General features: G+C 36.3%; 14 protein-coding genes, 1 tRNA gene and 3 pseudogenes. 3 read left to right on the top strand and 15 right to left on the bottom strand.

The genetic code is table 11. The features are described 5' to 3' along the window. Nucleotides 1–151 precede the first annotated feature (151 nt). Entirely contained in the window at nucleotides 152–2662 is a 2511-nt protein-coding gene (gene mutS, locus OZD70_RS03920; RefSeq protein WP_275021082.1) for a DNA mismatch repair protein MutS, read from the top strand. Nucleotides 2663–2716: 54 nt separating this feature from the next. On the opposite strand, the pseudogene OZD70_RS03925 reads toward mutS, so the two are convergent. Continuing rightward, nucleotides 2717–3094 (bottom strand): annotated as a pseudogene (locus tag OZD70_RS03925) (IS3 family transposase); the annotation flags it as partial. A gap of 199 nt (nucleotides 3095–3293) precedes the next feature. Here OZD70_RS03925 and OZD70_RS03930 point away from each other — a divergent pair. Then, nucleotides 3294–3668: pseudogene (locus OZD70_RS03930) on the top strand (nuclease/transposase family protein); the annotation flags it as partial. Between the two features lie 186 nt (nucleotides 3669–3854). Here OZD70_RS03930 and OZD70_RS03935 read toward each other — a convergent pair. The 9 genes from OZD70_RS03935 to rpsD form a co-directional block, all read right to left on the bottom strand. After that, a complete protein-coding gene (locus tag OZD70_RS03935; RefSeq protein WP_275021045.1) occupies nucleotides 3855–4961 on the bottom strand; it encodes an FtsW/RodA/SpoVE family cell cycle protein in 1107 nt (368 codons plus the stop codon). Then, entirely contained in the window at nucleotides 4958–5674 is a 717-nt protein-coding gene (ubiE, locus tag OZD70_RS03940; RefSeq protein ID WP_182182923.1) for a bifunctional demethylmenaquinone methyltransferase/2-methoxy-6-polyprenyl-1,4-benzoquinol methylase UbiE, read from the bottom strand. Before ubiE ends, OZD70_RS03935 begins: the two co-directional genes overlap by 4 nt. Nucleotides 5675–5712: 38 nt before the next feature. Continuing rightward, on the bottom strand, nucleotides 5713–6591 hold the full coding sequence (gene lipA / locus OZD70_RS03945; protein ID WP_275021047.1) for a lipoyl synthase: 879 nt from the start codon (nucleotides 6589–6591) through the stop codon (nucleotides 5713–5715). After that, nucleotides 6584–6898 carry a 50S ribosomal protein L28 gene (gene rpmB, locus OZD70_RS03950; RefSeq protein WP_006279619.1) on the bottom strand — a complete coding sequence of 105 codons (315 nt, stop codon included), beginning with the start codon at nucleotides 6896–6898 and terminating at the stop codon, nucleotides 6584–6586. The genes lipA and rpmB overlap by 8 nt, the downstream gene beginning before the upstream one ends. Nucleotides 6899–6935: 37 nt before the next feature. Then, nucleotides 6936–7277 (bottom strand): DUF721 domain-containing protein, encoded by a 342-nt coding sequence (locus tag OZD70_RS03955; protein ID WP_182182927.1) that lies wholly within the window; start codon nucleotides 7275–7277, stop codon nucleotides 6936–6938. Nucleotides 7278–7322: 45 nt separating this feature from the next. Then, nucleotides 7323–7667, bottom strand: a complete 345-nt coding sequence (locus tag OZD70_RS03960) for a hypothetical protein (protein WP_275021050.1) — start codon at nucleotides 7665–7667, stop codon at nucleotides 7323–7325. A gap of 269 nt (nucleotides 7668–7936) precedes the next feature. Further along, on the bottom strand, nucleotides 7937–8137 hold the full coding sequence (gene iscX, locus OZD70_RS03965; protein ID WP_064125440.1) for a Fe-S cluster assembly protein IscX: 201 nt from the start codon (nucleotides 8135–8137) through the stop codon (nucleotides 7937–7939). Between the two features lie 30 nt (nucleotides 8138–8167). Next, nucleotides 8168–8254: transfer RNA gene (locus OZD70_RS03970), tRNA-Leu, on the bottom strand. 9 nt (nucleotides 8255–8263) lie between these two features. Further along, nucleotides 8264–8878: a 30S ribosomal protein S4 gene (gene rpsD / locus OZD70_RS03975; protein WP_064125441.1), complete on the bottom strand. Its 615-nt coding sequence runs from the start codon at nucleotides 8876–8878 to the stop codon at nucleotides 8264–8266. Between the two features lie 105 nt (nucleotides 8879–8983). Here rpsD and OZD70_RS03980 point away from each other — a divergent pair, with 105 nt between their 5' ends. Beyond that, the gene (locus OZD70_RS03980) at nucleotides 8984–11122 is read left to right on the top strand and encodes a transketolase family protein (protein WP_275021052.1); all 2139 of its coding nucleotides are present in this window, start codon (nucleotides 8984–8986) and stop codon (nucleotides 11120–11122) included. A gap of 140 nt (nucleotides 11123–11262) precedes the next feature. Here the strand turns inward: OZD70_RS03980 and OZD70_RS03985 are convergent, their stop codons facing one another. From OZD70_RS03985 to OZD70_RS05925, 5 genes and pseudogenes are all read right to left on the bottom strand, one after another. Continuing rightward, a complete protein-coding gene (locus OZD70_RS03985; RefSeq protein WP_265034299.1) occupies nucleotides 11263–11409 on the bottom strand; it encodes a WPE palindromic element domain-containing protein in 147 nt (48 codons plus the stop codon). Between the two features lie 41 nt (nucleotides 11410–11450). Beyond that, the gene (locus OZD70_RS03990) at nucleotides 11451–12533 is read right to left on the bottom strand and encodes an ankyrin repeat domain-containing protein (RefSeq protein ID WP_275021053.1); all 1083 of its coding nucleotides are present in this window, start codon (nucleotides 12531–12533) and stop codon (nucleotides 11451–11453) included. A gap of 57 nt (nucleotides 12534–12590) precedes the next feature. Then, nucleotides 12591–13805: a multidrug effflux MFS transporter gene (locus tag OZD70_RS03995; RefSeq protein ID WP_458695147.1), complete on the bottom strand. Its 1215-nt coding sequence runs from the start codon at nucleotides 13803–13805 to the stop codon at nucleotides 12591–12593. Between the two features lie 351 nt (nucleotides 13806–14156). Beyond that, nucleotides 14157–14948 (bottom strand): hypothetical protein, encoded by a 792-nt coding sequence (locus OZD70_RS04000; protein WP_275021055.1) that lies wholly within the window; start codon nucleotides 14946–14948, stop codon nucleotides 14157–14159. A 68-nt stretch (nucleotides 14949–15016) separates the two neighbouring features. Continuing rightward, nucleotides 15017–18361: pseudogene (locus OZD70_RS05925) on the bottom strand (glycoside hydrolase/phage tail family protein). Between the last annotated feature and the right edge of the window lie 137 nt (nucleotides 18362–18498).

Here is an 18498-nt window from a genome sequence, read left to right on the forward strand (position 1 = left end):
ACAAGGAGGGTGTCATCCAAGACTACTTGGATCCAGGAAATTTAATTGTTTTAAATTTTGCTCAACGTCCTTCTATACACCTATTTAAATTTTATGTATGTGCAATATAATCTATAATAACGTTTATCAATACAATATATTAAAAAATATTATGAGCTTCGTAAGAGAAAAAAACACCCCTGTGATGGAACAATATTTGAACCTGAAAGCTCAATACAAGGATCATCTGCTATTTTATAGGCTAGGAGATTTTTATGAGTTGTTTTTCGATGATGCTATTAAAGCTGCAAAATTGCTGAATATAGTGCTAACCAAGAGGGGCAATTCAAATGGGCAAGAAATACCAATGTGTGGAGTGCCAGCGCACAGTAGTGAATCTTACCTGCATAAGCTAATAGATTTAGGATTCAAAGTGGCAATCTGTGACCAATTAGAAACTGCTGATGAAGCAAAAAAGAGGGGCTATAAATCCATAGTAAAACGTGATGTAGTACGAGTTGTAACTCCAGGTACAATTATAGAAGATTCGCTACTGGAGGATAAAAGCAATAATTATCTCGCGTCCATAGTTGAACAAAATGACAAATATGCTATTAGTTGGCTTGAATTATCAACGGGAAAATTTTTTCACACTTTAACGAATTTGAAAGCTCTAGATAGCGATTTATTGCGTATATCACCAAGAGAATTATTAATTTCTGAAAAATTCATTGAGGACGAAAAAATTAGATCGATTTTAAAAAATTATAAAATATCAATTACACAACACGCACAGAGTTTTTTTGAGTATAGTAAATCTCACAGAACGTTATGCGAGTTTTATAAAATCAGGGAACTTGGGAGTATAGGAAATTTCAGCAAAGTAGAAATCATGGCGTGCGCTGCACTGCTTGAATATGTCAGAGTAACACAAAGGGGCTCCATTCCAAGGCTTGAATTCCCAAAAACCTATAAGCAACAAAATTTCATGCTTATTGATGCTTCAGCAAGGAGAAATCTTGAGTTGTTTACAACTCAATTTGGTGAAAAGAAAGGTTCACTAATTTCAGTTATTGATCACACAGTTACAGCCTCTGGTGGACGCCTGCTCAAACAAATGCTCGCTTCACCACTTGCTTGCTCCAAGGCAATCAATTTGAGGCTCAGCACCACTCAATTTTTTGTAAATAATCATGAGCCATGCAGAAAAATACGAGAGATATTATCTAACATTCCGGATATTGAGAGGTCTTTATCGCGCTTAATACTAGGACGTGGTTCACCAAAGGATATGAACCTATTAAAAATAGGCCTAGGAAAAACTTTAGAGTTATCTGAGTTTCTGTCTACCTTGCATAATTATTGTTTAAGTGAAAAACCAGCAATTAACTCTCAGATGTCATTCCAGTGCTTGACCAGAGAAAAGGAACCAGTGTTTACTACTCAGGTGATAAGTAGTGACGAGAGTGAACTAAGCACAATACATAAAAGTCTTGGTAATCATAAAGATCTATTCGAGCTTCTAAACAGCGCTATACTTGATAACAACCTCAGTTCCGTAAAAGAAGGAGGATTTATCAATCCAAAATACAACTCAGAATTATCTGAGTTATCTTATATATTGAACAACAGTAACAAGTTGGTAACCAAGCTCCGTGAGTCTTATCGCGACCTAACTGGCATTGCCGCACTCAAAATATTACACAACAATATACTTGGTTATTACGTTGAAGTGTCAGCAAATCACAAAATAACTTCGGACATATTTATTCATAGGCAAAGCTTAGCAAATAGCATGCGCTACACTACTAATGAATTGAAAGAACTAGAAAATAAAATTCTTACGGCACGTGATGCTGCAATCGGCTTAGAAGTGAAAATTTTTAGTGAACTGTGTAGTGAAGTCGCTAAAGAATCTGAAAAAATTGCTCTTGCTGCAAATGCTTTGGCAAAACTTGATATTAGAGCCACGTTTGCGGAGCTCGCAGTGCAAAATAATTACGTAAAACCCATTATCGATGACAGTAAAGAGTTCAATATTCGCGATGGAAGACATCCAGTGGTTGAAGTTAACGATAAATTCATTGCAAATAGCATCAATTTAGCTGGTATACATCTAATCACTGGGCCTAATATGGCCGGAAAAAGCACTTTCTTGAGGCAAAACGCTCTCATTGCAGTTTTAGCTCACATGGGGTCATTTGTGCCAGCAGAGAGTGCGCATATTGGAGTGATTGACAAGATATTTAGCAGGGTTGGTGCAACAGATAATATAACAGCCGGTTATTCTACCTTCATGGTAGAGATGATCGAAACAGCAACGATAGTAAATCAGGCAACAGATCGTTCCTTGGTGATACTTGATGAAATTGGTAGGGGCACAGGAGTGTATGATGGATTATCTATTGCACATGCAGTGATTGAACATATTCACAATGTAAATAAGTGCCGCGCCATTTTTGCAACTCATTATCATGAATTAACTAAAGTAAGCAAATACTTGAAGAACGTGAAATGTTTTTGTGTAAAAATAAGAGAGTGGAACGGAGAGGTTATCTTTCTACATGAAGTAATTGAAGGCATTGCAGATGAGTCATATGGAATACATGTAGCAAAACTTGCTGGTTTTCCTGATTCTGTTTTAAATAGAGCAAGTGAAGTATTTGAGGAGCTAAAGGCTTAAGAGGAAATTCTGGCCTTATCCAGAAAAAGTGGAGAGAAAGTTCGGAATGTTTTTTTACGAAGAGAATGATGCATCAAATTGTTCTGGAATGCAATAGTTAATAGTGGAGTGTCTACGCTGTTTGTTATAAAAAACTTCTATGTACTCAAATATGGCAGTTCTAGTTTGTTGAGCAGAGTGTTGTGAAGTATCAATAAGTATTTCCCTTTTTAATGAGCTAAAGAAGCTTTCTGCAACAGAATTATCGTAACAACAACCTTTATGACTCATGCTAGGTATAATATTCTTTATATCCAGTAGATATTGATAATTCTTTGAAGTATATTGTGAGCCTTTATCGCTATGTAACAGTAGATTTTCAGGATGGTTGCGTTTATTAACAGCCATAAGCAAAGAATCCATAACTAATTGTTTTGTCATTGTATTACTCATTAACTACCTTACTATTACCCACAAATAAAAACATAGTATTGTATTTACTCAAACAATTTAATTTTATTAACCTGAAAGCTTATTAGATTAAAATTATTAAACTAAGAGTTATAATTTTAGCAACTAAAAGCTGTAAATTGCACCATATAAACAGTTATTTCAAGCAAAAGTTATGCCATTAAGAGCTATGCAACAAACATTTATATTTGTGGGTAATAGTAAGGTTTTGAAGTCGAGTGAGGAGGGGCGACCTTTTTCACTTAGACAACAATATGCAGATGAAACAACGGACGAAGATCTCAGAAAAATTGCGGAAAAATCACCAATAATAAAGCTAGCATATGATGAATTAGATAAGTTTCACTGGAATGAAAAAGATCTAGTAGCTTATGAAGAAAGAATAATGGATCTGCACAAAGAAGAAGCCATTCTTGAATACAGACTTGATCTTGCTAAAGAGGAAAGCAGAAAAGAAAGGGAAATTGAAGTTGCAAAAAATCTACTTAAAGCCGGGGTTTCTATTGATATCATAGCTCAAACTACTGGTCTTTCCATGAAAGAATTGCGGAATTAAGTGTGAATGGTTACAAAAAATATAAGTTTTTGCGATAAACGACATAGTGATGTATTTGTTGTTCAGCATGTCAGTGGAATATTTTCTGAAAAATTTCCACATAACTCTTTCAGATTTCATAATATCTCTTGCACTCATCTGAACAGATACCCACTTTGGAGGGATACCAATAATAGTTGTGAGCAGCTAGTCCAGAAGCATAACACGCTCACGAAACTTTAATGCGATAGCTTGATTTCTACTGAAAGACAGCATTATGCCAAGTGCGATGCTTGAAGATAAAAGAGAAGAACCACCATAGCTAAGTAGTGGCAGGGTTATGCCGGTGGTGGGAAAAACACTCAATGTTACCCCTGTGTTTATTATGAATTGTGTAATGAATTGAATTGAGATACCAAGAATCACCAATAGATTGAATAATTCATTTTCCCTATATGCAACGTAAAGCAAGCGGGCGGAAATGATGCCAAATAACATCAATGTGGCTAAGCACGTAATCAAACCAAATTCTTCTGCTAAAACAGAAAACACAAAATCTGTATGACAATCAGGAAGAGAGGTTTTTACGCTACCTTCACCAGGGCCGACACCAGTTAATTGACCTCTTTTGAATGCTTCTAATGATTTTGTGACTTGAAAGTTATCGCGTTGCGTAAAAAAGACAAAATTGTAAATCCTTTGCTTTATATGTGGGAGACATAAGTAAGCTATTGTAGTTCCAGTTGTAGCCATTCCTATTATGCATAGAAAGTATAAAAGTGGTATACATGCAATAAACATTTGACCAATAAAAGAATATGTTAAAAGCATGGCCATACTGAAATCAGGTTGCAAAAGTAACAACACAAAAACTAACAGAAATATTATGATTGATATGTGCATTTTAAACTTCATTCCGCTGGCTAAGATACTAGCTATAACAACAGAAAAAAATGGCCTTACGAACTCAGATGGTTGAACTGAAATTTTGACAATATGTAACCATCGTTTCGCACCTTTTACCTCTATACCAAATATTATCGCAGCTGCCACTAAAATAGTAAATAAAATGAAACCTGCGAATGAGAGGTTAAGTATAGTTCTTGTGTTGAGAAAAGAAAATGTCACCAGGGTAATTAGTGACAGGACTATATAAATTGTATGGTGCCGTATAAAATAATCTTGTGGTAAAGAAAGACGCTGCGCAATTACAGGGCTTGCTGAATAAACAAGAATGAAGCTTATAGTGAGCAAAAAAAGCACTGAAAGGATGAGATAATAATCCAGCGTTCTATACCAGAATTTAATATTCATTTTGTTCCAATGTGTAATGCCACTATTCCATAGTTCATATTATGAAACTCAACATTCTTAAAGCCTACCTCTTTAATTTCCATTTTAAAATCAGCCTGAGTTGGAAACTCTCTAATGCTCTTCACTAAATATTCATAAGAACTCCTGTCTTTAGCAACTATGCTGCCAATTTTAGGAATTACTTTAAATGAATATAAGTCATAAAGTTTGGTAAATATCTCATTTTGATAGTGCATAGGGGCAAATTCTAAGCAGATAAATTTCCCATGTGGTTTTAATACCCTGTGCGCCTCATTTAAAGCCTTCTTGCGGTCAGAAACGTTTCGAATGCCAAAAGCTATTGTGCAATAATCAAATTCGGAGTCTTCAAATGGTAAACTTTCTGCATTCGCACATACCCAATCAAAATTAATTTGGTTTGAATTTATAGCTTTATCACGTCCTCTGCTTAGCATATTTTGATTTATGTCACATACTGTAACCTTAGCACTTGGCTCTTTTCTTACTATTCTTATTGCTATATCTCCAGTTCCTCCAGCAACATCTAAAACCTTAGAGTTTTTTGTAAAATGCACACTATTTATCATTTTGTCTTTCCATAATCTGTGCATTCCGAGGCTCATTATATCATTCATGGTGTCGTAGCGACTTGCCACGGAATCGAATACCTCTTTAACTAATTGTGATTTCTTCTCGATTTTTATAGTAGACATTACGTAAAGTCGCTCAACTCCTTTATAATTAGTAAAAATTAATTTGAATTAACATAACGACAGGCCTTGAGCCTGTTAAAATCTTCTTCAGCATGGTATGATGACCTAGTCAGTGGGCTTGATGCAACCACTAAGAAACCTTTGGAGTAAGCAACGTATTTATAATGCTCAAATTCCTCTGGGGTAACATACCTATCAAGTTTTGCATGTTTTGGAGTTGGTTGTAGATATTGACCAATTGTAATAAAATCAACCTCAGCACTGCGTAAATCGTCCATAACCTGAAGTATTTCCTCTTTTGTTTCTCCAAGACCAACCATAAGCCCTGACTTTGTGAAAATTTTAGGATTAATCTGCTTTACCATCTTCAACAAATATAGTGAATGAAAATAGCGAGCTCGTGGTCTTATTTTTGCATACAATCTCGGCACTGTTTCAATATTGTGGTTATAGACATCAGGTGATGCAACAGCAATTGCTTCAAATGCTCCTTTCTTATTTAAAAAATCAGGAGTTAAAATCTCTATTGTTGTTTCTGAAGTTATCTTTCTAATTTCTTCTATGCACTGTATAAACTGATTTGCGCCACCATCTGGTAAATCATCACGATCAACAGAGGTAATGACAACATGTTTTAAGTTTAACTTTTTTATCGCTTTTGCTAAATTTTCTGGCTCATGAGGATCTAGTTTATCAGGAATGCCAGTTGCAACGTTGCAAAATGCACAAGCACGAGTGCAAACAGAACCAAGAATCATCACAGTAGCATGACGTTTATTCCAACATTCACCAATATTTGGACATGCAGCTTCTTCACATACCGTATGTAAGTTATGCAGTTTAACGGTGTTTAAGGTTTCATTGAATACTTTACCAGTTGGAGCTTTTGCTCTGAGCCATAGAGGCTTACTATGCATCTGAAACGGCTAACTCTACCTCTTGCTTTACTAAAACTTTTTTCAACCTTCTTTTTATCTTCTGCGCTTTCTCACTTAGTTTAATCGTTCTTGTGTTGAGCAAAAAAGCATCTAAATCACCTTTGTAATCTATAGTTCTCAAAGTTCTTGTTGCCACACGAAATCTAAACTTTTTATTCAATATATCACTTGTCAACGTAACCTTATGTAAATTTAAAAGAAAGGTACGCTTTGTTTTACGATTCGAATGTGATACCTTATTACCAAAAGATTTTTTTCTATTTGTTAATTCACAAACTCTACTCACTTCAATATACCAAATTATTCTATGTACTTAGATTACCTTATATAGTCAAATAGTCAATACTCTCTTGCTTAATTTTTATACCATATACTGCTTTGTAGCCAAAAAATATCGTAATTTTTTCTATTATAAGAGAAATCATATGCTGAATTTCTAATGCTTTACTGCCATTTGTTACTACTAGATGCAATACACCAGAATTTACATTCTGTGCATATGAGATCTTTTTCGGTTTTGTACACTCTGCTATTTCTTTCCCTACTATATTTCGCCAGTTTAAAATCAGACGTATTTCATTTTTGCTAATCTTATTTTTCATGCATTTTAATGCGTAATTTTCAATTATAGACTTTAATTTCTTTGGCCCGCTACGCTTGAGCATTTTTCTGTTTTGTTTCTAGTATAACTAAATAAGTAAGGTTTACCACTACATTGGATTTCTTAAAGCCCTGTCATTCCAGTGCGTACTGCACGAACATTGTAATTTGAGTCCACCAGGGAGGATGTCATCCCAGTGCTCAGACACATAGCTGTACGAACATTCATTTTTGAAGGTAAATTGCACAGCAAATGGTGTCATGCCAGTGCTTGACACTGGAATCCAGAAATTTTGCTTATAACTGAGCTGATGAGCTAAAGGTAGTTGTCTTGCGCTAAAATAAACGTTTTTAATTAAGTTGCATAGAAGCTGGATGCCAGTGTCAAGCACTGGCATGACACCATTTGCTGTGTTTAACAAAAATAAATGTTCGTACAGTTGTGTAGCTGACACTGGGATGACAACCTTCTAACTGCTTTACAAACCTCTAGCCTCACACCGTAAAAGCAGTATTTTATGTAAAATTTATTTCAACGTAGCACTTGTCAAGTAAGTCGTTCCATTCAAAAATTTTTGTGCTGCCATCTTTGCCTCATAATTAACCTTCTAGCTGTTTTAATTGTAATTGGTTAAATTATTATTAACTTGCCAGGCTAGATCCAAAAAATAGCATAATCAATATGAAAACTGTAATAGAAATCACATTTGCGTATGGTTTATTGCTATGTGGTCAATCTTTCCTCAATCCAAGCTGCTTGAATGGCCTCGAGTATTTTTTCGTTACAGCGTTTTTCATCATCATCAAATTCCTCTAAACTCAAGACCTTTTTTTTAAGCTCAGTGAATCTAATGTTAATTATATTCTCATCTGGAAATTTTTCCTCTAGAGCTTCTACAATATCTTCTATATCAAGCCATTTCATACTTTTTTGTATTTATCTACTAAGTTAAATTGGTGCCCATGGGGAGACTTGAACTCCCAAGGTCGCAAAACCCACGGATTTTAAGTCCGCTGCGTCTACCGATTCCGCCACACGGGCTTTTTTTATCTATCTAGAGTAAAACTCTACTACTAAATTGACTTCCATGTCTGCTGAATAAGGAACCTCAGAATATTGAGGTGACCTCAAATACTTTACTGAATGCTCTTTACTATCTGTTTCTAAATAATCCGGAGCCTTGCGCTCTTGTTTTTGTTCAGCCTCTACTACTACAGGGATTTTTGCTGCCCTTTCTCTTATTTTTATTATATCACCTGGTTTCACTCGATAACTCGATATGTTAACCACCTTATCATTAACTGTAACGTGCTTATGAGATATGAGCTGCTTCGCTGCATAAATTGTTGGCACAAGACTAGAGTGGTATAAAACAGAACTGAGCCTTGATTCTAAAATACCGATAAAATTATCAGCCGTATAACCCCTTCTGTTATAAGCATCTAAAAATGTACGTCTGAGCTGCTTACTTGAAATTGCATAGTAAAACTTAAATTTCTTATGCGCAGCAAACTGCTTACCAAAGTCGGATAACTTCTTGAATCCAAGAGTACCATGTTGACCTGGAGGGTATTTCCTTTTGTTTACTGGGTCTTTAGCTCTACCCCATAAATTTACACCAAGCCTACGGCTGATTCTATACTTTCTAGTGATAACAGTTGTCATATAAAAACTCTCACGATTTAACTTTAGATTATTAAGGATTTTAGCACTCAGTGTCAACTTGTTTTTGCTGGTATAATCTTTTATACTTTATTTTTAAGTTTTTCTATGAATCATCTATCTTTGGAATCTATGGCAAACGCCATCCGGTTTTTATCAATTGATGCAGTACAAAAAGCGAACTCTGGACACCCAGGTATGCCACTTGGCATGGCAGATGTTGCAACTATTTTGTTTGCTAAATATCTGAATCATAATCCTGATGATTCTAAATGGTTTAACAAAGACCGTTTCGTTCTGTCAAACGGTCATGGGTCAATGTTACTATACTCAATATTATATTTGACAGGTTATATTAGCGTAGATGAGCTAAAAAACTTTAGGCAAATGGGATCCAAGACCCCAGGTCATCCAGAGTTTGGCTTGACTTCCGGAGTAGAGGCAACAACAGGCCCGCTCGGTCAGGGGTTTGCCACTGCTGTTGGCATGGCACTTGCTGAATCAATCCTTAAAAAGCAATTCAGAATCAATCATTACACTTACGTAATGCTAGGGGATGGCTGTCTTATGGAAGGAATAAGCCATGAAGCAGCATCACTTGCTGGGCATCTTAAATTGAATAAATTAATAGCCCTTTTCGATGACAATGATATTTCTATAGATGGCACTACTTGCCTTTCCTGCTCTGATGATGTGGAAAAGCGTTTTTCAGCGTATGGATGGAATGTTGACAAAATTGATGGCCATGATTTTGATGCCATATCCCTGGCAATAGAGCGAGCACAAAAATCAGAAAAGCCATCGCTTATTTGCTGCAAAACCATTATCGGAAAATTCTCAAGTCGTGCTGGCACATCCTCTGCTCATAGTGGTGCTTTTACGGAGGAAGATGTAAAAAAGATGAGAGAGAAATTAAATTGGAATTATGAACCATTCCATGTGCCAGATGATGTAAAAAATGCCTGGATGAAAACTGTTGAGAGAGCAAAACAAAATTACAATTCGATGTCGTTCCAGCACTTGACCAGTGAAGAAGAAAAAGAATGGATCCCAGTGTCAAGCAGTGGGATGACAGAAAAGAATGCTGGGATGACAGGGTATCATGTAGAACTTCAAAGGCGACTAGATGAGCGTCTGCCGGATAACATCAATTCGGTGTCATTCCAGTGCGTGACACTGGAATCCAGAGAAAAAAATGAAGAACTAAAAAGAAGACTCAATAAGCGTTTGCCGGATAATATCGCTGGTGTTTTAGCTGACCTGAAGAAACAAATATGTGAGCTAATGCCAAACGAAGCTACACGTTCTTCTTTCGGCATGGTAATGGAACTTTTAACACAACATATGCCGGAATTAATCGGCGGATCGGCGGATCTTACTGGATCAAATTGCACTAAATATAAGCACATGCAGGTAATAGATAGTAATAATTATAGTGGTTCTTATGTCCACTATGGAGTGAGAGAACACGCTATGGCAGCATGTATGAATGGTATGGCTCTTCACGGCGCAATTCTTCCTTATGGTGGCACTTTTTTGGTATTTTCCGACTATTGCCGCCCTGCTATACGTCTTTCAGCTTTGATGAAGCAGCAGGTTATATATGTAATGACTCATGATTCAATTGGAGTAGGAGAAGATGGCCCAACTCACCAACCAATAGAGCATTTAGCTTCTTTGCGCGCTATACCAAATTTGTATATTTTTAGGCCAGCCGATGCAGTTGAAACTCTAGAGTGTGTTAGCATTGCACTCGAAAAAAAAGAATCACCTGCACTATTTGCGCTCTCAAGGCAAAATGTCAATTACATGCGCAAACTCTATTTTGATATCGATCAATCTGCTAATCTATCGAAGTTTGGTGCATATATTTTGTGTGAATGTTCAAAAGAATTAAAAGTGACAATATTTGCTACGGGGTCCGAGGTTGAAATTGCAGTTGAAGCAAGGAAGAAATTGCAGGAAAAGGGTACAGGTACAAGGGTTGTTTCTATGCCATGCTGGAGGCTTTTTGATGAGCAAAGTGATGAATATAAAGCGGCGATATTAAATAATGACAGCATCAAAGTTGCAATTGAAGCTGGAAGTGAAATGGGTTGGCATAAATATATAGGTTCAAACGGTATGTTTATTGGCATGAAAAGCTTTGGAGAATCAGCACCTTATAAAACACTTTATGAGCATTTCAATATCAGTGCAGATCACGTAGTAAAATGTGTGTGTGAGAAACTGGTTTACATTCAGTAGACCTCTTGCATAACCATATGAAAGCCCACTCTTCTTTGTCATTCCAGCGCGTGACGTTGATTTCCATCCAAGATGATGTCATGCCAGTGCTTGACACTGGCATCTAGTTTTCTTTACAAATTCACCAAAAGTGCTTCATTCTATAACGCAAAACCCATACTCACCAAACCCAATGCATTACTTGCAATTAAGTTTCCTGGATCCCAGTGCCTGGGCACTGGGATGACACCTCTGGGCACTGCCGTCATAAAGGAACCAGTGTCAGCTACTTGAATACATACCACCATGTCATTCCAGCGCGTGACGCTGGAATCTAGTAAACCTCTGGCTATATTATGTCATTGCCTTCTGAACTACTTGGTGATTCTAATACAACTGGTTGGTCAGATTCAGATGATGATTGTATTGGCTCATCAGACCCAAACAACCATGAAAAAAACCCACCAAAAAATAATGCAACTAATGAAAAAGGCTTCATAAGTATATTAAACAAACTACCAAAAAAAGAGCTCGGCTGTTCTTCTGTTTGTGCAGTTTCTATGGGAGCAACAGCCTTCACACCTTCATCTTTTATATCAGTTCCTTTTTCTGCACTGATGGTGTTGGTTTTTTCCTCTTCTTTTTTGTTATTGTCTGATTGTGGTTCAGTATTATCTGAATTTTGTCCTGTAATGTCTGATCTTGGTTGAACATTACCTTCTTGCTTTTCTTCCTGTTGTGTACCAGCATCTTCCTCTTGATCCCCTTTACTATCTGTCGATGATTCATCCACTAGATCAGTTTTTTCTGCGTTTTGCAATAGAGTTTTTATTTCTTCGTTAGTAGTTAAATCTAAGGGAGTATTTCCATCTTCGTCTACTGCATTAACATTTGCCCCTTTATCTAATAGGGCTTCTACTATCTCTTTGTTGTTATTTTGAGCAGCCCAATGTAAAGGAGTCCATCCACTATTATCTTTTGCATCAACATTTGCCCCTTTATCCAATAGGGCTTCTACTACCCCTTTATGGTTCTTTACAGCAGCCCAATGTAAAGGAGTCTCTCCTTTATCATTTTGTGCATTAATATCTGCCCCTTTCCCTAATAGATCTTTTACTGCTTCCAAGTTGTCAAGCCTAGCAGCCAGATGTAGAGAAACCTTACAATGCTCAGCTTCTACTTTTTCGTATTTACTTAACACGTGGCGTTCTCGAGAAGAGTCATAAGCAATAAAAGTTGCTCCATTATCTAATAGAACTTTTGCTATATCAGAATGATCATTTTTAACAGCCCAATATAGAGAATTACCTTGAGATCCATCATATGCATTAACATCAGCTCCTTCACTTATTAGACATCTTACTTCATTAATATCACCTTTTTTAGCAGCCTGAATTAAATCATTACCTATACCTTCATTTACATTACTCATCCCACACCTCCTGTAAAGCTATATTGTTATAATAAAATCGTTAATAATCTATGACCTTTATATTCCTGGATCACGCAAATAATGCCCGTGTTTTTCAGTACATTTGAGCCAACTGTACATAAGAATTGCAATTGTAGAGCATATTATTGTTAATAGTAAGTTTGGTAAAATACCATAGCGAAAAAATTTTCCTACTATATATATTCCAATAGCCCCAAACATCATATTGCAGAATGAGAGGATTGCACTACCAAGCCCTATACCTTTGATCGTTTCTAAAGCAGAAGTTACGTTATTGCTGATTACTAATGCAAGCCCAATATTGGCTGGAATCCAGGCAACTTGAAGAATTAATATATTTAATTTGTCCGCGAAATAAAAATATACCAATAAACTATCGGATATTATCGGTAACACCAAACCTATTATTAGCATTTTGCTAACCCCTACTTTTGGTACATACCTTCTATTAATTAAAGTTCCAATTATGTAAAATATGACTATGATCGATATGAGGTAGCCAAAATACTGTACTTCAATGCCCATTGATTCAAATATGAAAGGGTAGTTAGCAACATATGCCCAAAGCCACATGAAAGTTAATCCATGAATGGCTGAAAACCCAAGGAAACGATAATTTCTAAATATTAATATATATTGCTTGAAGATATTAGTAGTTATACTGGTTTCATTTTTATTCACAGTGAGCGTTTCTTGTAACTTAAAGTAAATAAAAATAAGCATAGCAATTGCTACAAGTGACATAATAAAAAACAAAAATTTCCAACTATACCCATGTGAAATTATATAACTGCCCACCACTGGAGCTATTCCAGGTGAGAATGCCACTACCATATTTAACTTTGAAATTACTCTCGAGTATTCACTACCCGAGTACATATCCCTTATTGCTGCATACCCAACAACACCTGCAACACCAGCCCCTGCTCCTTGTATGAAGCGAATTAGTATCAAGAGCATAATACTGTCGGCTATATAACACATGACACTTGCCAAAGTAAAAATTGTCATACCAATCAGCATCATTGGACGCCTACCATAATAGTCTGACAATGGCCCATAAATTAATCCAGATACTGCAAATCCAACTAGATTCAAGCTAATTGTAAGCTGCACTACACTGCCTTCTACTTTAAAATAATTGGCAATGCTTGGTAGTGCAACTGAGTATAGGTCAGTTGCCATATCGACAATTGCTACAGACAATATTATAATAAGAGAGATGATATTTTGCGAAAGAGCTGTTTTCACTTAATGATTTACTGGATTAAATACACTTGATTATAATATATTTTTTTCATTAGTATATTAATTTAACTACTGAAATTAAGAGTAGCTATTCGAGAAAAAGCCTGTGAAGGTTCTACCCAGTAGGGTGTCATCCCAGTGCCCAGACACTGGGACCTAGTCTTTATTATGCATGCAGCCACTTATTTAAAGTTAAATTTCAAGTAGTCAGGGCACTGGGGTGACAGGAGAAGGAGGCTACTTGGATGACATCCTCCCTTGTGGATTCAAATCACAATGTTCGTACAGTTATGCGCTTTGACACTGGAATCTTAAGCTAAAATCATAAAAAGCCTGAATTTCAATATCTTATCTTTAATTATTCAGGTTTAAGTTTAAATTCTTATCATGTGATGCATTTACATCATTTAACACTTTAAGTGGTTTACCTAGGCTATGTTCCACTTTTGTTTCAAAATTAAAGTCCAATTTTTCACAGAACTTCTGAAAATATTCAACAATAATATCAAACAGATTCTTATCATTTACTTTATAGTTTTTCAGCTCTTTAGGAATGGTAAGAAGTACTTTACCATCTTCATATGTTACATTTCCATCCTTACATTTCAGCTTAAACTTCACTGAATTATGTAGATTACATACTAAAACTCCATCACTATTATATACACCCTCATTCACACTAAAACTGAACTTTAGACAATTGGGATCGTCACAATTCATACAAATTCTTTTTGGTTTGAAGAGAGAGTAGTTACCTATGTGCAATTCAAATGGACGAAGTGCTTGATTCTGAGAAAGGACAAGCATTATATACGTACTCCTATTGTTGAACGTACTATAATCAGTTATCAATTTTTCTATAATAGAGTCATTGGGAACCTTTGCACCAGCATACTCAAACATTTCTGTAAAAACTGCTTTAGCAAATAGACGATAATCCTTTTTGCCGTTTTTATCTTGTTGAATCAGATTTTTATGTTTTGAACATAGGTTGTTAATGAAGTCATTAGCTATTACCTTTCTATTAATAATAAAATTATGAGCAAATTCATAAACAAACTCATACCCGCTATTGAGCGTTTCTTCTGTAGGTCTTAAATTATTATATTTACTCTCCTTCACTTTAGCTTTCAACGCATTGACCATTTTTTTCGATATTGTAACCTCCACTATTAACAGTATTTATGTTTATTCTAATGTGTATTTATTAAATTTTAATTACTAAATGAATTTATCACTTTTACTTCCGTATTTTCCAGCGAGTTACCATAAGTCACTGCTTTGAGGTAAAATTTTCTCCCTGATTGCACTTCAAAAAAAATTATTGAATCATCAAGTAAGGTAAATTTCTCACGTCCTATATGCTCATGCTCTTTAGTGCCTTCTTGCCCTCTAATCAGGTTACTAAGCTTATATTTATTTTTATCTATAAGTTCGGCACTCTGAAATTTTACTATCTCTTTTCCAACCAGTGCTAAATTGCTTACATTTATAGTACTAACGTTAGTGCTTGTAAAACCCTCTTCTGTCATCCCAGTGCCCAGACACTGGGATCCAGGAGAAATATGGTCAAGCGCTGGAATGACACCATCACTTAAATAATGGTTATATGAAGAACTCAATACACCAAAACGTAGCACTACTATAAGCCCCTCGTCGGTAGATTCTATTACATATCCGTAAGTAGACTGTTTATTTGTGCTTGCGATAGGCTTATAATCCTTATCGTTGTACGAAATAAAGAGTGTTGCTCCTTTCCAATTCTTTTCCTCATTAATTAAAGTAAAGCTTGCGCTATTACCTTTAACATGCGGTAAATCTATTATTTCTATGATGGTTTTGCTGATGTGAGAAGGAGGGTGTTCCTTCAGCATAAGTGACCTTGTTGAAGGAAAAGAAAGCTTATATATGGAGCTGTCATAACCAACACCACTTACTTGAATGGCCATGCTTTCAAATTTTGTTTTTACAATTCTCACCGTATGCTTTTTCTCAACGTCTAAAATCGTTATTACATCACTTGGCACAAGCCACGCATATTTTATCGGCAGCTTGAAATTGTATATATTTCTCTCTTGCCACGAAGAATAAAGTAAAACTTCAGCGATATTTTGCGCCTCTCCTTCCTCCATAATGAGCGGTATTTCAACTGTTATAGCAGTGCCTTGCTTTGGCAACTCAGCATATTTAACATCAATTGGATAGCCAAAATTGCGATTAAAATAAACAACGTTAACTTTATTGTTTAAATCCAGTTGACTAATATTAACAAGTTGCATTTGCTTTGAATTGTTACTGAAAACCGTTTCACCAATTGGCATTACAGTTGTAACTTCCCTGCCCTTTTGAACAAATTTCAGTTTAGAGTCCTGTTCAACCACATCAAAAAAATAGCAACTTTGCAGCATTTTAATAATTGAACGTACGGGTTGCTGGTCGTTTATCACATATCCAGACAATAACCCTTTGACGTTGCTTGTATCGAACTGATCATTTTTTAAACCTGCCTTTTGCAGCAAATCAGATAACACGTCAGAAATATTGAGTTGTGAAATTTTTCCCTGGATTCAATGGCCTGTCTGCCAGTTATGGCAGTCATCCCACACATCACATAAATTGGGAAAGTAAGGAAATGGCCTTGCATTCCATGCCCAGAGAAACATTTTTTCTACCATTTCTGAGCTTTGCCACTTTTTTAGCATTCCTTCAATTGCAATTTTTTGCGAAAGAAAGCTCACCTCTCCGTTTGAATATCGTGGATATTTGCTCTCTATGCTGCCTTTGTCAACAAACACATTTGGCTCATTAGTGCAGCCGTTCATACTGGGAAATCCATATTCAGTAAACCATATTTTTTTCATTTTTGGTTGCCATTTTGTTTTACTACCGCCGGGGTTTATGTGAGCTTCACTCCACCATTTTTCTATATTTTTCCACGCATACCTGCTGTCGTTATACTTTACTTTTTCAGGCTCACTTTTTGAGTAATCATAGAAATAATCATACCCCACTCCACTGCTCCAACCACACATTACATCTTCCGCGGAATAACCAAAAGGAGGCTCTGGCCCATCAGTCAGTGGAAAATAAGCATCTATGCCAACAACGTCGATATACTCCGAAGACCACAGTTCATCCATATTGTACCAACCATCATATGAATGGTATTCACTCCAATCTGCGGCGTAGGTAACTGTTACTTCCTTTCCAAGATCAAGTTTCACCTGCTTTGCAAGCTTAACTAGCTCTATAACGGCAGGATAATTACCTTGTTCATCTCTGATTTTGGTAAGTTCAACAAATTCAGAACCAATGATAAACCCTTCCACTTTAGTTTGTTTGGCAATGCTTGCATAATGCTCTATAAATTTGTTGTACTGATTCTTAAAAAAATCACTTATATCCCCAGGGGTCCCGCTCAATCTTTCTCGCCACTCTTTGTTTTCTGTGTCAAGCAAGGGCATTGGATAGAGCATCACCTTGTAGCCTCTGCTGTGTAGCTCTTCTATATATCTTATTAGCGCTGAATCACTAACTGTGCCACCATATCTTGGGTTTCCATTATCATCTTTTGAAATTAGCTGAGCATCATCTCTGGTACTACTTCCTACTTGCCAATCATCAGGTAATATTGCGGAATCATCTTGAAATTCAACTGCAGGGTATATTTTACAATCTTTAATGTTCAGATCATTCACAAACCAATTGACTACTACCGATACCCACTCAACATTTGGTAAATCTCCCTTTAATTGATCCAAAGAAAGCACTGCATCGCTCTTTTTAGTGTGGTTGTTATGATTTACCCTTTGCGCCAGCCCATATGGGATATATTGGTTGCTGCTTATTTTCTCTTGCGCGATTTTCTTCTGTATTTTTGTATCATATACAAACTCTCCTGAGCCTGGTATTATATTGATATTCTGAATATTTTCTACTACTGAAAATCCGCTAGGCTTTAATATAGTCTGCACTTCAAATGTGAATACTGGAACGCGGTTATTATAGTCTGCTAAAGGAAAATTCTTGATGACTATATAAGATATTCCCCTGTAAGCCGGCACATTTCTCTCTCCTTCAATTGATGACATAAATGGATCGGGATCTTGGTCTTCTCTGCCGCTGTAAAAAGTATAATCTATTTCATCAAAGCTAAGTGATGTTGTATCTGCCCAGATTCTGTTTAATTTTTCTACTTTCCCCCTGCAGGTCGCAATTGCAAGCGTTGCATAGTAATTATACTCAACATTCATACCTTTTCCAATTTTGCTTTTGGTGGTTATCGCCTCTTCTTTTATTGGCTGTGACCAAATAATGTTCCCTGCAATGCGAGCAGTGCCATAGATAATCGGAATTGTCCTGCCGTAGGTTGAGGTTTGAACTTGCAGATTTTTTAGCCTCGCACCATGCGTTACTTTCTGCTCAGCATCAAGGCTAAACATCGCACCATCTAGCTGCACACCAAGAAGAGCACCGAGTTCTGAACCGATAATCTGGCCAATTGGCCCAAAAATGCTGCCTGCTTGACCAAAAATTGATGATAAAATTATTGTGGACATGATAATCCTCCTTTTTGTTTCTATAGCTAATGTAGGCTCTACGTCATGCCGCCGCGGATAGATCCCGCTAACAAGCAGCGGGATGACGAGCTTATCGTTATGCTGCCACGAACCGTCATACCGCGATTCATTCGCGG

The sequence above is a fragment of the Wolbachia endosymbiont of Drosophila tsacasi genome, from assembly GCF_028982115.1.
Classification (GTDB): domain Bacteria; phylum Pseudomonadota; class Alphaproteobacteria; order Rickettsiales; family Anaplasmataceae; genus Wolbachia; species Wolbachia pipientis_B.